The organism is Caulobacter sp. ALps2 (assembly GCF_058681635.1).
The window spans coordinates 357,500-372,123 of the sequence record NZ_CM178743.1; the positions used below are offsets into that span (position 1 = coordinate 357,500).

The following is a 14,624-nucleotide window of genomic DNA, read 5'->3' on the forward strand; positions in this document are numbered from 1 at the left end:
TTAGAAGACCAGGTCGAAGCCCAGGCGCACCGAGCGGGCGGGCATGTACGACAGCGGCAAGCCGAACTGCGTACGGGTGCCGCCGGCGTTGGTTTCGCCGAACTCGTCCGATTCGACCGCCTTGCGCGTGTTGAGCACGTTGAAGATGTCGGCGCGCAGGGTCAGGCCGTTCTCGGGCAGGAAGCCGAAGGACGGAACCGTGTAGCGGGCCGACAGGTCGAGGCGGTAGGTCCACGGATCGCTGAACACCGAGCCGCGCGGCGTGATCTTGCCACCGCAGTAGTGCGACAGCGCGCCGTACGAAGCGTTCAGATCCGGGTCGTTCGGGTTCAGGCCCATGCAGCCATACTTGCGGCCCGAGGTGACCAGAACATTCGCGCCGACCAGGAAGCTGTCGACCACCTGATAAGAGCCGAACGCCTTGAAGACGTGAGCCCGGTGGTTCGGCAGCAGGCCGTAGGCGCCCTCGGTCAGGCCGGGGGTGTCGAAGTCGGCGGTGATGCCGGCGTCCGTCTGGCCGCCCGCGTAGTCGGTCTTCACGTAACCCTCGTAGTTACCCTTCGATTCCGAGAGGGTGTACGAGCCGTTCAGAGCCCACTTGCCGTCGAAGGCGCGGTCGAACTGGAACTGCAGCGCGATGTACTGACGATCGACCTTCGGGTAGCGCAGTTGCTCGGCCGTGAAGCTGATCGTGCGCGCGGTGGTCTCGCCCGGCAGCGGATCCGACAGCGTGATCGTCTGCGCCATGCCCGGGTTGATGATCGTGTACTGGTGGAAGCCGCTCCAGATGTTCTCGCAGCCAGCGATACCGTTGGCCGTGCAGTAGGCGCGGACGGCCGGGTCGACGGCCACGTCGTCGGCGGCGCGCAGCGACTTGCGGTAGGTCAGCGTGAGGCCGGCCTTCCACAGCGAGTCGAAGCGGTGCTCGTAGCCGAGGATGTATTCGTCGTCGGCGGTCGACTTCAGGTCGCGGCTGATATTGGCTTCGAACGGTTGGATCGTGCCGTTGTTACGGACGGTACAGCCCGTCACGCCGGCTTGGCCGACGCCGCCCGGCAAGCAGACGCCGGGACCAGCGGTCGTGATCTGCGAACCCAGACCGGCGAGCGGCAGGCCCGAGAGCGGATCCAGCAGGGCGCGGTTGATCGTCGTGCCGTTGTACAGCGCGGTGCCAGCCGGCAGCAGGAAGTAGACCGATTGGTCGAGGATCGCCGAAGCTTGGCGGTAGGCCGTGTTCGACGCGACCGGCAGATAATAGCGGCCGTAGTTACCGAAGACCTTGTTGGTGCCGTCGTTGCCCGGATCCCAGGTGAAGCCGATGCGAGCGGCGACTTCATTGTCGAACTCGACGAACACGCCGCCCTGGACGCCGGCGACGTCAACGCCGCGGTTCTGGAACTGGTCGCGACGAACGCCCAGGTTCAGGCTCAGGTTCGGCAGGATGTCCCACGAGTCCTGGATGTAGATCGCTTGGTTGCGGGCGGTGTACGAACCACCGCCGACGAACGTGCGAGCTTCGATATAGTAGCGGCTAGGATCCGTCACGCCTTGCGGGTTGCCCGCGCTACCGACGTGGTAGACGTAGTTGGCGCCGCCGTTGCGTTGCGACTGGTGAACCAGCGTCAGGTCTTCACGGTCATAACCGCCACGGATGTGGTGGTCGCCGAACAGGCTGAAGTACAGGTCGGCGTCGACGCGGTAGAACTCACGGCTGGTGCGCCGCGGGGCGTCCTGGTTCGAAGCGGTTTGCGAGCCGATGCGCACGGTGGCGCCGGTCACGTCCGACTGGACCAGGGGCAGGGACGACAGGGTGTTCTTCGAAGCCGAACGGTCCTTGTTCAGGCCGTAGGCGGCCGACAGGGTGAACCAGTCGGTGAAGCTGCCGGTGTACTTCGCGACATAGCTGGTCGCGCCGTCCTCGAAGCGAGTGCCCGGCAGGGCCCCGCCGATCGTGTCCGTGTCGGCCGTGGCGTTGTAGGTGTACGAGTTGGCCGTGCGCTTGGTGATGCGCTGGGTGTCGATCAGCGTGAACTCGAGGTGCTGACGGTCGGTGATGTAACCGTCCAGCTTCACGCCGTAGAAGGGGTCCTTCATCTTGTCGACGAGGTACGACGCGGCGGTCTTCGAAGCCTGGGTGAACTCGTTGTCGTTCAGTTGGGCCAGACCGTAGAAGAACAGGCGGTCCTTGATGATCGGGCCGCCGGCCTCGATCACGAGATCCTTGTTGTTGGTGTGACGGAACTTGCCGCGCTGCTGGTAGGTGTCCTTCTGGTCGCTTTCCAGCGAATCCGGCTGCCAGTTGCCGTGGATGCCAAACGTGAAGTCGTTCGAACCCGACTTCGACACCGCGTTGATGATGCCGCCCGTGGCGCGACCGTATTCGGCCGAATAACCGCCGGTCTTCACTTCAATCGACTTGTAGAATTCGAACGGAACGCGCGAACCGCCGATGTAGTTGTCGAAGTTCGTGATGTTCAGGCCGTTCAGGTAGAACGCGTTTTCAGCGACCGAGGCGCCGCTGATCGAGGTCTGGCCACGGAAGTTGGTCGACGAACCTTCCACCGTACCCGGCGCCAGCAGGGTCAGAGCGGTGATGTTGCGGCCGACCGGCACTTGCTTCTGCAGGTCTTCGACGTCGATCGCCAGACCGGTCGTGGTCTGCGAGAAGTCGAGCTGGGGGTTGGCGGTGGCGGTGATGACGACCTCGGAGATCGTCTCGTCGGCCGCGGCCAGCGTGAAGTTGTAGCTGCTTTCGCCGCCGGCGCGGACGCCCAGGGCGCCGTCGCTGGTCGACCTGTAGCCTTCCTTGGCGATCGACACGGCATAAGCGCCTTGCGGGATCAGCGGCACGCGGAACTGACCGTTGTTGTCGGTCGTCATTTCGCGAGTGAAGCCCTGAGCCGTCGACTTCACCGTCACCTGGGCGCCGGCGAGCGGCTGACCGGTGCTGTTCAGGACCGTGCCCGACAGAGTACCGCTCGTGTAGTCCTGGGCGCTGGCGATCGTCGGCGCCAAGCTGGCCACGGTCGCGATCGCGACCGGCGTGGCGACACTCGCCAGACCGGCGAGCAACGTCGTCGTCAGTAGGCGCGCGCGGGCGCTACCCTTGGTGGAATGCATGCTGTTCAAATCCCCTCTGAGCGTGACGCGAGCGGCAAATCGGACGAGTCCCCCTCTAGAAACTTTGTCCGACCTGGAACGGAAATCCGCGTAGTTCGCGCCACGAGATCACTGGTGTCCCGGAAACATTTCCCCGGTTGGGGCGACGTTAGGGGCCGCCGTGGCCGGGGGTCAATTGTCATTGCAGATTTGTAATCCACATCGCGCGCGCCTGTCGCAAAATCGCCACAGCACCGCCGCTTTTCCGGAAACCCGTGCTCCCCGTGGATACCCCGCCCCCGCAAGGCCTGGGCACAACTTGATCATCAGATTGTTTTATCGAGGTTATTTCCCCCAGAAGGACCGCTGTTCTCGGGCTTCGCGTTTCGAAGAATTTTTCGCGACAATCTTGCCGCTCATGATTGACAGGCAACAAATCGTCATCGCCAACACCGGATTTCGGGTAAAAGTTTTTTAATGAACGGCGATGCGACAGCACGTTCCCCCTCCAGATGATCAGTGTGCGTGCACGCCTTGAGGCGGTCGTGACCATTGCCTAGGCGCCCAGGGGCCGCGACAATGCCACGGCGGCGAAATCGCGCCGCGCCTCAAAGTTGCGGCGAACCCATGAGCGATTTCCGACGAGTCACCGAATCCCTATCCGTGAGTCCGCAGGTCACCGAGGCCGACATGGCCCGCGCCGCGGCCGAGGGATTCGTGCTTGTGATCAACAACCGCCCCGACGGCGAGGATCCCGGCCAGCCCTCAAGCGCCACGATCGAGGCGGCGGCGCGCGCGGCGGGCCTGGACTATCTGCATGTGCCGGTGCGCGGCGGTCCGACCCAGGAGCAGGTCGAGGCGGTGCGGGCGGCGACTGAAGCCGCCGGCGGGCCGGTGCTGGCCTTCTGCCGCTCGGGCACGCGCTCGATCGTGACCTGGTCGATCGGTCAGGCGCTGGCGGGGGAAGACCGTGAGACCCTGCTGAACCAGGGTCGCGAAGCCGGCTACGACCTGTCGGGCGTGCTGCCTTCTTAGGCAGCGGGTTTTAGAAGGCGGCCGACTCGCGGGCCACCATCGGCGTCGGCTCGGCCTGGCAGCTGGCCAGGACGAACTGGGCCATCATGATACATACGATGGCGAAGGCCGCGCGCTGGAGCCGTTTTGAGACAAAAATCGCCGCATCCGCCGCCATGGCGCGTCCTCCGAAGGTTACTGGAGGGTAAAGGCGCAAGACCGGCGCCGTTTCGGAGGCCCTCTCGATGATTCCCTACGTCCGCGAGCTGGACTTCGAATATGGCCGCTGCGATCAGGTCTCGCCGCTGATCCGGCGGGTCATCGCCCGCAATCCGGGACCGTTCACCTTTACCGGCACCGGCGTCTACATCGTCGGACGGGGCGAGGTGGCGGTGATCGATCCAGGTCCGGACCTGCCCGAGCATTTCGAGGCGTTGAAGGCGGCCCTCGCCGGCGAAAGGGTGACCCATGTGCTGGTGACCCACCACCACCTGGACCACTCGCCCCTCGCCCACCCGTTGGCGGAAGCATTCGGCGCCAAGGTCTACGGCCTGCCAGCCCCAGCGCCCTACACGAGTGACGCTCCAGCCTTGGACGAAGGCGGCGACGACCGCTTCCGCCCCGACGTGATTCTGGCCGACGGCGACGTGCTGTCCGGCCCCGGCTGGACGCTGGAGGCGGTCACCACGCCGGGCCACACCTCCAATCACGTCTGCTTCGCGCTGAAGGAAGAGAACGCCCTGTTCGCCGGCGACCACATCATGGGCTGGTCGACGACGGTGATCACGCCGCCCGACGGCGACATGGGCGACTACTTCGCCAGTCTGGAAAAGGTGAAGGCGCGGAACTTCGACATCCTGTGGCCCACCCACGGCGCGCCGGTGCGCGAGGTCGGACCGTTCATCGACGCCTATGTCGCGCACCGCCGGGCCCGCGAGGCCCAGATCCTGGACGCCCTGGGCGCTGGCCTCACCACCATCAAGGCCATGGTGCCCAGCCTCTACGCCGCCGTGGACCCTAGGCTGCACCCGGCCGCCGCCCATTCGGTGCTGGCGCACATGATCCAGCTGGTCCGCGAAGGCCGCGTCGTGGCGAAGGGCGAAGGGCTGGACGCGGAATATCGGCCAGCCTGAGGCCGCCCGCCCCTACCGCCCCTTCACCGCCGTGATCAGTTCGCCGATCCGGGCGCAGTTGCGGCCCTGGTCGGGGCCGGCGTCGCGACCGATCGAACGCATGTCGAGGCGCGCGCCGCGGGCGTCGGGACGGACCCGCACCACCAGGTCGTCGGTCAGGCCGTACCAGAAGCTCCGGGCCGTGGCCTCCAGGCGGCCATCGACCGGGTCGTCGGTGACCAGGATCATGCCTTGGGCCATGACCGCGGCCTTGATCGCCTCGTAGACGTCGCCGGGCGCGCGCTCGCTGACCAGGGGCCGGGCGGCGGGACAGGTCTCGGCATTGACCTCGGCCAGGCGCCGGCCGGCGTAGGCGGCGGACCCGACCGGCAGGACCGGATCGTCGTCGACGATCTCGGCCGAGCCGCCGCGCGCGGCCATGGCCGCGTCGGAGAAGACCAGCGGCGTCCTCCAGTCGGTGGAGACGTCGTGAATGGGCGGCGACTGGCCCACCAGCGCCTTGGCCCCGAACATCACGCCGAAGGTGATGGCCGTGATCAGCAGAGCCAGGATCGCCGCCCGACCCAGACGCTTGAAGCCGGCCATCAGGGCGATGACCAGGCCCAGCAAGCCCGTTGCGACGCTGACGAACGCCAGGCGCGGGGCCCAATCCAGGGTCATGGCCGTGTAGCCCAGCGGCAGCGGTATCATGCCCAGCTTGACGCCCAGGGCGCCGCCTCCCGCCAGGATGGCCGGGGCCAGGGCGATCAGCAAAGCCAGGTCCAGATAGAACGACGCCCAGGCCGGCGGCTTGCCGGAAGCCTTCTTCTCTTCGGTCTTCTTGGCCTTGCCGCGCTTGCCCGGTTTGATCGGCATGGCGAACGGCAGGGTCTCGCCGGCGTCGGCCAGCACCGGGCTCGGCTTGGGCTCGTGCAGGCGCAGCGGCGGTTCGGGTCTGGGCTCCGGCGGCGCGGCCGTCACAGGCGTCGCATCGGCTTTGGGCTCCGGCGCGGGGTCAGCCACGGCCTCGGCGGCGGCGATCGCCGTGGCTTCGGCGATGATCGCGTCGGTGGCCGAGATCGTCTCGGGCTCAGGCTCGACGTGAGCGACGACCTCGGGCTCTGGTGGCGGCGGTTCCGACGGGGTTTCGGGCTGGGGCTCCGGCTCGGCCAGCGCCACCTCGGGCTCGACCTCTTCCGCCGGCTCGGGCGCGTAGATCACCGCCGCCTGCGTACCGTCGGCCGCCGCCAGCGTCGGCGCCGGAGCGGGCGCGGGCGCGGGCGCGGGCGAAGGCTGCAACGGCGTGGCGGGCAGTTCGTAACCCTCGTCGGCCAAGCGCTTGCGGATCACCTTCTTGTCGATCTTGCCGGTCGCGCCGAGCGGGATGTCGTCGACAAACAGCACGTCGTCGGGCATCCACCACTTGGCGATCTTGCCGTGCAGGAAATCGATGAACTCCTGCTTGGTCGCGGTCTCGCCTTCCTTGAGCTTGACCAGCAGCACCGGCCGCTCGTCCCACTTGGGATGGGCCGCGCCGACCACCGCCGCCAGGGCCGCCTTGGGATGGCCGACGGCGATGTTCTCGATCTCGATCGTGCTGATCCACTCGCCGCCGGACTTGATGACGTCCTTGGCGCGGTCGGTGATCTGCATGAAGCCGTGGTCATCGATCGTGGCGACGTCGCCGGTGTCGAAGAAGCCCTCGTCGTCCAGGATCTTGCCGCCGGCGCCGCGGAAGTATTCCGCGGCGATGATCGGGCCGCGGATCTTCAGGTGGCCGAAGGCCTTGCCGTCGTGCGGCAGCGGCTGGCCCTCGTCATCGCGCAGGCAGATCTCGACGCCCAACGGCGGCCGGCCCTGCTTCAGGCGATAGGGCATCTGCTCGTCGTAGGGCAGCTTCGCGAGCGCCTCGGTCATCACGGACAGGGTCCCGACCGGCGAGGTCTCGGTCATGCCCCAGGCGTGGACCACCTCGACGTCGTACTTTTCCTGGAAGGCGCGGATGATGCTCTCGGGACAGGCCGCCCCGCCGATCACCACCTTCTTCAGCACCGGCAGCTTCGAGCCGGTGGCCTCAAGGTGCTGCAGCAGCATCTGCCAGACGGTGGGCACGGCGGCCGAGAAGGTCACGCCTTCGGTGTCCAGGAGCTCGAAGATCGAGGCGCCGTCCATCTTGGCGCCCGGCATCACCATCTTGGCGCCCGTGCCCGGGGCCGAGAACGCCACGCCCCAGGCGTTGGCGTGGAACATCGGCACCACCGGCAGGATGGTGTCCCTTTGCGACAGCCCCATCACATCGGGCTGCAGGGTGATGAAGGTGTGCAGGAAGTTCGAGCGGTGCGAGTACAGCACCCCCTTGGGGTCGCCCGTCGTGCCCGAGGTGTAGCAGAGCCCGGCGGCCGTGCCTTCGTCGAACCCGCCCCAGGCGCAGGTCGACGACTGCTGCTCGACCAGCTCCTCGTAGCAGAGCAGGCCCTTGAAATGCGGAGCCTCGGCGGCCAGCGGGAACTCGGCCGGCATGTGGTCGCGGTCGGTGAAGACGATCACGTGCTCGACATGCGGCAGGCGCGGCAGCACCGCCTGCAGGATCGGCAGGAAGGTCAGGTCGACGAAGATGGCGCGGTCGCCGGCGTGGTCGGCGATCCAGGCGATCTGCTCGGGGAACAGGCGCGGGTTCAGGGTGTGGCACACCGCCCCGATGCCCATGACGCCGTACCAGGCTTCCATGTGGCGGCCGGTGTTCCAGGCAAGCGTGCCGACCCGGTCGCCCGGCTTGATCCCCATGGCCAGCAGAGCGTTGGAGACGCGCTTGGCCCGGTCATGGATCCGCGCGTAGGTCGTGCGCACGATCGCCCCTTCGACGGAGCGGGTGACCACCTCGCGGCCGCCATGCCACTTGGCGGCGTGGTCGATGATCTTGTCGAGGGTCAGCGCCCCATGCTGCATCAGCCCCTGCATCAACTCCCGCTCTCTCTCGGTTGCTTATCGTTGTTCAGGCGAGGCTATCGGCGCGACGCGCAACACGCAACGCGCGGCGCTTCACAAGAGAAATCCGGAGAACGTGATCGGTCGCCTATCCGACGCACGCGCTGATCGGTCGCACGCGTGGTAAGGAGACTCTTGGTTGACGCCGAAGGATAGTCGCAACGTAGGCGAACAACGTTCGTCGTTTCGAGAGGCGATGTTTTGGGTTGGTGGGCCGACACACTGGCGGACGAGCGACTGGACGAGGTCGCCGCGGACATCCGGCGGCTGGGTCCCTCGCGTATCGTCTCCGGCTGCCTGGCCGCGGGCGTCATCGGCATCGGTCTAGGCTATCGCACCGCCCTGGCGTGGCTCGCCAGCTTCTTCATCGCCGAGGGCCTGGCCGCCCTGGCCACCCGCGACTTCGGGAAGGGTCGGTCTGGCAGTCACGCCGACCGCGCGGCCTTCATGCTTGCCGCGATTCCCGTCAATGCCAGCTGGGCGGCGCTGGCGGCGCTGCTGTGGCTGAACGGACCCGCGCAGCTGAAGATCGCCGCCGTCGCCATCTGGTGCGGTCAGCTGGTGTTCATGCAGCAGTATCGCCACCAACCCCTGGCCCTGCTTGTGCTCAGCGGCCTGGCGCCGATCGCCAGCCTGATCGTCTTCCCGTTCCTGTTCATGGCCGGTTCCGACCCAGCGACCCACGCCACGCGCTGGTCGCTGGTGCTGCTGATCGGCGTCACCATCAATGTCGCCGTGCGCAACCGCGCCGCCGCCCGGCGGATGGACCAGCTGACCCGCGGCCTGCGCGACGAGCGCGAGCGCGCCCTGGAAGCCGCCCGCGCCAAGTCGACCTTCATCGCCGTCACCAGCCACGAACTGCGCACGCCGATGAACGGCCTGTTGGGCATGGCCCACGCCCTGGAGCGCTCCAAGCTCGACCCGGCCCAGCGCCAGCAGGTCGAGCTGATGATCAAGTCGGGCGACAGCCTAATGCAGCTCTTGAACGACGTGCTGGACCTGTCGCGCGCCGAGGCCGGCAAGGTCGAGCTGGCGCCCGAGATCGTCGATCCGCGCGCCATCGTCTCTGACGTGGTCGACGCCTGGCGCGACGCGGCCGAGACCAAGGGCCTGTCGCTGTTCGCCCGCTACGACACCGAGGTCCCTGACTGGATCCGCGCTGATCCCCTGCGAATCCGCCAGGTATTGACCAACCTCGTTTCCAACGCCGTCAAGTTCACGGCCCAAGGCCACGTCCGCGTCGCGGTCAGCGCCGAGACGGCTGGTGATGAACAGTTGATCCGTTTCGCCGTCTCCGACACCGGCCCCGGCGTGCCGACCGAGGCGTCCGACCGGGTTTTCGACAGCTTCACACAGGCCGACGAGACCATCTCGCGCGGCTATGGCGGCGCGGGTCTGGGGTTGGCCATTTCCCGTTCGCTGGCCCGGCAGCTCGGCGGCGACCTGGTGCTGTGGCCCAGCGCCACCGGCGCTTGTTTCGTGCTCAGCGTCCGCGCCCCGTTGGCCCCGGCCCCCGCCGCGCCCGAGCCAAAGCCCGAGGTCGACGACGAGTCCCTGGGTCAGATCCACGTGCTGATGGCCGAGGACAACGCGGTCAATCAGCTGGTCGTGCGCACCATGCTCGAGCCGGCGGGCGTGGCCCTGACCGTGGTCGAGAACGGCCAGGAGGCGCTGGAGGCCATGTCCCAGGAGCACTACGATTGCGTGCTGATGGACATCAACATGCCGGTGATGGACGGCATCACCGCCCTGGCGGCCATCCGCGCCGGACGGACGGGCGATCCCGCCCTGCCCGTCATCGCCCTGACTGCCTCGGCCATGGCCGGCGACCGTGAGCGGTTCCTGGGGTTGGGCTTCGACGACCACCTGGGCAAGCCGGTCAAGCCGATCGACCTGATCACGGCGATCATCCGGGCGGTGAATCCGGAGCCGCCGGACGAGGGCCGGCAGGCGGCCTAGTTGTCGTTTCCAAGAAGGTTGTTCACACGCTGCCAGGGGGTGAGGCCTTTGATGCCGGCGTGTGGACGCTTGAGGTTGTAGGCGTCCGTCCAGGGCTTGATGGCCTTGGCGCGGTCGTCCGAGCAGGCGTAGGGCCGGCCATAGGCCCACTCGCGCAGGCTGGTTTGGATGAAGCGCTCGGCCTTGCCGTTGGTGCGAGGGGTGTAGGGCCGGGTTCGCACGTGCCTGGCGCCGGCGGCCTGGAGGGCCTTGGCGAACAGCTTGGAGCGATAGGCCGAGCCGTTGTCGGTCATCACCCGCTGGACGGTGACGCCGTGGCGGGCGAGCCAGGCCAGGGCGCGTTGGAGGAAGGCGGTCGTATCGTGCTGGCCTTCGGACGGCAGGACCTCGGTATAGGCCAGGCGCGAGGCGTCATCGACGCAGACGTGCAGGAAGTCCCAGCCGGCCTTGCGCGAGCGGCCCAGGCGAGGGTCGCCGGTGACGCGGTGGCCCTGGGTGTTGAACTTGCCCAGCTTCTTGATGTCCAGGTGGATCATCTCGCCGGGCGCGGCGCGTTCGTAGCGGACGATCGGGACCTTCGGATCCAGGGCCGTCAGCTTGCCCAGGCCCAGTCGCCGCAGGATCAAGCCTACCGTCGAGCGGGCCAGGCCCAGGGCCTGGGCGATGGCCGGACCAGTCATCCGCTGGCGGCGCAGCACCCCGATCTGCTCGACCACCCCGGCCGGCGTCTTGCGCGGACATCGGCGCGGCGCCGAGCTGCGGTCGTGATGCCTTCGCTCGCCGCCCCGCCGATGCCGCTGCAGCCACTTGCTGGCCGTGCGCCGGGAAACACCCGAGGCCTCGGCGGCCCGCGCCACCGACCAGCCCTGGTGTTCGATGCGGAAAATCATCAGGGCTCGACCAACAGGCGTCAGCCGAGCATTCTTGTGCATGTTCATCCGGGGTCTCCCGGCTTGGAGGTTGGAGCGTCGCAACCCCAGCTTCTCAGCCCGACCCCGGGTGAACAACCTTCATAGCTTCGACACCTAGGCCGTAAGCGCCCCCTACCCCATCGCCTCCGCCAGCGCCCGGGCTTCGTCCTCGAAGGCGGTGACCGTGTCGACCTTGCGCCAGGTGATCTCGCCGGTGTCGCGGGTCAGCTGGTTCTCCAACACCGCCACGTCGGCGTCCGAGGCGTCGTTGACGCGAGCCGCCACGCGTTCGCGAAGCACTTCGGGCGGCGCTTCCAGCCAGACGCCCAGGAAGGCGACGCCGGCGCGCTCGGCCAGGGCCTCGGCGCGGGCGCGCTCCTCGGCCTTCAGGAAGACCGCGTCCAGCACCACCGAGCGGCCGGCCCGCAGGCACAGCTCGGCGTCGTGGAACAGCTGGTCATAGACCTTGACGCTCATCTCCGGCGTATAGGCCTCGCGCGGCAGGCGCTGCAGGGACGGAACACCCCACAGCCGCTTGCGGATCTCGTCGGTGCGCAGGACCACCGCGCCGGGCGCCGAGCCCAGGCCGGGCGCGCAGACGCGCGAGAAGGTCGACTTGCCCGAACCCGACAGTCCGCCGGCCGCCACCAGGCTGACCGGCTTGGGCGCCAGGTGCTCCAAGGCGGTCTGGAGGTAGGCCCGCGCGGCCTCGTCGTCGCCGGTATAGGCCCACACGTGGGTGCGCACGGCGGCGCGAACAGACAGCATCAGCGGCAGGGCCGCCAGGCCGGTCCACAGGCCTTCGCCGAACGTGCGGGCGGCTTCGTCCAGATAGGCGTTCAGCACCCGGCCGGCGGCGTCGCGGCGACGGCGGAAGTCCAGGTCCATCAGCAGGAAGGCCAGGTCGTACTGCACATCGATGTCCGACAAGGTGTCGTTGAACTCGATACAGTCGAACAGGATCGGCTGACCGTTCTCGATCAGGATGTTTCCGAGGTGCAGGTCGCCGTGGCAGTGGCGGGCGAAGCCGTCCTTGGCGCGGCCGTCCAGCAGCGGGCCAAGGCGCTCCAAGGCGATGTCTGTCTCGGTGACCAAGCGCTCGACGGCCTGCTTGCCGAGGCGCGAGGACAGGCCACGCAGCAGGTTGGCGTTCGAGCGGATCGTGTAGCCCAGGGCCGAGACACCGCCGCCTTGCGGGCGTAGGGACGAGCCAGCGTGAAAGCGGGCCACCGTGCGGCCCAGCGAATCCTCCAGCGCGTCATCGATCGCCCACGGCTGGGTGGCCAGGACGCCGTTCTGGTCGAAGCGGCGCATCTCCAAGAGGTACTCGACGATCTCGCCTTCGCCGTTGATCTCCAGGCCGCCGTCGGCCGTGCGCGTCAGACAGCGGACCTCGCGATAGATGTCGGGCGCGGCGGCGCGGTTGAAGGTCAGCTCGCGCTCCAGCGCCCAGCGGCGCAGCTCCAGCGTCGAATAGTCCAGGAAACCGAAGTCGACCGGACGCTTCACCTTGAAGGCCGAGTCGTCGATCAGGAACACGCGCGCGCACGAGGTCTCGATCGTGCTTTCGGCCCGGCCCTCGAACCAGGCGGCCACTTCCTGCTCGCGCGCGGCTTCCGCGTCCTTGATCACGCCGAAAATCCCATCTGTCCGCGCACGAAATCCGGCGCCGGCGCTGCATAGCCGAAAGCCGGGCGAGAGTCCTCTAACGTCAGCCTTGCTTAGGTCTAGTTTTCGCGGCTAGATTGCATCGAAGATAACCAGTGTGAGTGCTCCCATGCTTGTCGGCGCGGGTTTGAAGCGGTCGGGTCACAAGCGCGAGGAGATCCTCGGCTCGGCCAGGAACCTCTTTCTGCGCCAGGGCTACGCCGACGCCGGCATGGAGGTGGTGGCCCGCGCGGCCGGGGTCTCGACGGCCACGCTGTACGCCTATTTCCCCAGCAAGGCGGACCTGTTCAAGGCCATCGTCATGGAGACGGTCAGCGGCATCGCCGCCCCGGTTCGCGAGGCCGTGCGGACCAAGGGCGACGCCCGCGTCCGCCTGACCGCCCTGGCCGTGGCCTATGCCAGCTTCTTCTCGCGGCCTGACACCCGCGCCATGTTCCGCATCGTCACGGCCGAGCGCCGCCGGTTCGAGGACGTCGCCGAATACTTCCTGCAAAGCGCCCGCGACGAGCTGGGCGGCGCCGCCATCGCGGTGATCACCGACCTGACCAAGACCGGCGAGCTGAAGGTCCAGAAGGCCTCGTGGGCCGCCGGCCAGCTGATGGGCATGCTGGACCACGTGACCCTGGTGCTGGGCCTGTCGGCCGGCGACGAGGTCCAATCCCGCCGCCCGATCAAGGCCATCGCCGAGGACGCGGTGGAGACCTTCCTGGCGCGCTACGGCGTCCGTTAGCCGCGGCGCCGACCAGCTTGTAGCCGCGCTCCGCATCGGCTAGTGCTGAACCCGCATCAAGAGTTGGGCCGCGCCCAACGCCAACCTGCCTTCCCGGGCAAGGTGGCGCTCCTCCGGGAGGATGTGGCCGAGACGGCAATCCAACGGGTCCAAACCCTGCTTCCGTCCCGCGTCGATGTTGTCGAAGTTCAGGGGCGAAGCCTTGCCGATCAAGATACCGGATTCACTGCCTGCCCGCGCCACCCTCGAGGCCGAGGGCGTGGTCATGATGCGCGAGACCGACGCGGCTCGGCAGGACATCCGCCCCCTGCGTTTTGGCCTCCTGAACCTGATGCCGGACAAGCCCAAGACCGAGACCCAGTTCGCGCGCCTGCTGGGCGCCACGCCGCTGCAGGTCGAGCTGTCCCTGATGCAGCTGGTCAGCCATACGCCGCGCAACACGCCGGCCGAGCACATGTCGGCCTTCTACCGCTCGTGGGACGAGATGCGCGACCAGCGCTTCGACGGTTTCATCATCACCGGCGCGCCGGTCGAGACCCTGGAATTCGAAGAGGTCGCCTACTGGGACGAGTTGCGTCGCATCCTCGATTGGACTCAAGCCCACGTCCACAGCTGCCTGACCATCTGCTGGGGCGCGCAAGCCGCGCTCGCGCACTTCCACGGCGTGGGCAAGCACGTGCTGCCGGCCAAGCGCTCGGGCGTCTATGGCCACCATCTGGTCGAGCCGACCTCGCCCTATCTGCGCGGCTTCGCCGACGAGGTCGACGTTCCCGTGTCGCGCTGGACCGAGGTGCGCCGCGAGGACGTGGACAAGGTCGCCGGCCTGAAGGTCTTGCTGGAGTCGGAGGAGGCGGGACTGTGTCTGGTCGAGGACGCCCAGCGCCGGGCGCTGCACATGTTCAACCACCTGGAATATGACGGCGAGACCCTGAAGGACGAGTTCGTCCGCGACAGCGCCAAGGACCCGTCGACGCCGCAACCGGCCCACTACTTCCCCGGCGGCGACCCGACCCGGACGCCGCGCAACCGCTGGCGCGGCCACGCCCACCTGCTGTTCGCCAACTGGATCAACGACATCTACCAGACCACGCCATTCCGCCTGGACGACATCGGCTCGGCGGCCTGAGCTCTTGAACTCCCCTCGCC

General features: G+C 67.7%; 11 protein-coding genes and 1 riboswitch. Of the genes, 5 read left to right on the forward strand and 6 right to left on the reverse strand.

From position 1 onward, the window contains the following. Both ACW173_RS01525 and ACW173_RS01530 read right to left on the reverse strand, forming a co-directional pair. On the reverse strand, nucleotides 1-3,120 hold the full coding sequence (locus tag ACW173_RS01525) for a TonB-dependent receptor (protein WP_492083127.1): 3,120 nt from the start codon (nucleotides 3,118-3,120) through the stop codon (nucleotides 1-3). Between the two features lie 178 nt (nucleotides 3,121-3,298). Beyond that, nucleotides 3,299-3,598: a hypothetical protein gene (locus ACW173_RS01530; RefSeq protein WP_492083128.1), complete on the reverse strand. Its 300-nt coding sequence runs from the start codon at nucleotides 3,596-3,598 to the stop codon at nucleotides 3,299-3,301. 128 nt (nucleotides 3,599-3,726) lie between these two features. Here ACW173_RS01530 and ACW173_RS01535 point away from each other — a divergent pair, with 128 nt between their 5' ends. Continuing rightward, nucleotides 3,727-4,134, forward strand: coding sequence for a TIGR01244 family sulfur transferase (locus tag ACW173_RS01535; RefSeq protein WP_492083129.1), 408 nt, complete (start codon nucleotides 3,727-3,729; stop codon nucleotides 4,132-4,134). A 10-nt stretch (nucleotides 4,135-4,144) separates the two neighbouring features. Here the strand turns inward: ACW173_RS01535 and ACW173_RS01540 are convergent, their stop codons facing one another. Then, complete coding sequence (locus ACW173_RS01540; RefSeq protein ID WP_492083130.1) at nucleotides 4,145-4,291, reverse strand: hypothetical protein; 147 nt, start codon at nucleotides 4,289-4,291, stop codon at nucleotides 4,145-4,147. Between the two features lie 67 nt (nucleotides 4,292-4,358). On the opposite strand from ACW173_RS01540, the gene ACW173_RS01545 reads away from it, so the two are divergent. Next, nucleotides 4,359-5,246: an MBL fold metallo-hydrolase gene (locus ACW173_RS01545; protein WP_492083131.1), complete on the forward strand. Its 888-nt coding sequence runs from the start codon at nucleotides 4,359-4,361 to the stop codon at nucleotides 5,244-5,246. Nucleotides 5,247-5,258: 12 nt separating this feature from the next. Here ACW173_RS01545 and ACW173_RS01550 read toward each other — a convergent pair whose 3' ends face one another. Continuing rightward, complete coding sequence (locus ACW173_RS01550; RefSeq protein WP_492083132.1) at nucleotides 5,259-8,183, reverse strand: long-chain-fatty-acid--CoA ligase; 2,925 nt, start codon at nucleotides 8,181-8,183, stop codon at nucleotides 5,259-5,261. 228 nt (nucleotides 8,184-8,411) lie between these two features. On the opposite strand from ACW173_RS01550, the gene ACW173_RS01555 reads away from it, so the two are divergent. Next, nucleotides 8,412-10,169 (forward strand): hybrid sensor histidine kinase/response regulator, encoded by a 1,758-nt coding sequence (locus tag ACW173_RS01555; protein WP_492083133.1) that lies wholly within the window; start codon nucleotides 8,412-8,414, stop codon nucleotides 10,167-10,169. Here ACW173_RS01555 and ACW173_RS01560 read toward each other — a convergent pair. Together ACW173_RS01560 and ACW173_RS01565 are read right to left on the reverse strand one after the other, a co-directional pair. Beyond that, nucleotides 10,166-11,107, reverse strand: a complete 942-nt coding sequence (locus ACW173_RS01560; RefSeq protein WP_492083134.1) for an IS481 family transposase — start codon at nucleotides 11,105-11,107, stop codon at nucleotides 10,166-10,168. The two genes, ACW173_RS01555 and ACW173_RS01560, sit on opposite strands and share 4 nt — an antisense overlap. A gap of 105 nt (nucleotides 11,108-11,212) precedes the next feature. Continuing rightward, nucleotides 11,213-12,712 carry a bifunctional aminoglycoside phosphotransferase/ATP-binding protein gene (locus ACW173_RS01565; protein WP_492083135.1) on the reverse strand — a complete coding sequence of 500 codons (1,500 nt, stop codon included), beginning with the start codon at nucleotides 12,710-12,712 and terminating at the stop codon, nucleotides 11,213-11,215. 145 nt (nucleotides 12,713-12,857) lie between these two features. On the opposite strand from ACW173_RS01565, the gene ACW173_RS01570 reads away from it, so the two are divergent. Continuing rightward, complete coding sequence (locus ACW173_RS01570; protein WP_492085857.1) at nucleotides 12,858-13,478, forward strand: TetR/AcrR family transcriptional regulator; 621 nt, start codon at nucleotides 12,858-12,860, stop codon at nucleotides 13,476-13,478. Nucleotides 13,479-13,526: 48 nt separating this feature from the next. After that, nucleotides 13,527-13,631, forward strand: a riboswitch (SAM-I-IV-variant riboswitch). A 49-nt stretch (nucleotides 13,632-13,680) separates the two neighbouring features. Next, complete coding sequence (locus ACW173_RS01575; protein ID WP_492083136.1) at nucleotides 13,681-14,604, forward strand: homoserine O-succinyltransferase; 924 nt, start codon at nucleotides 13,681-13,683, stop codon at nucleotides 14,602-14,604. Nucleotides 14,605-14,624: the final 20 nt, after the last annotated feature.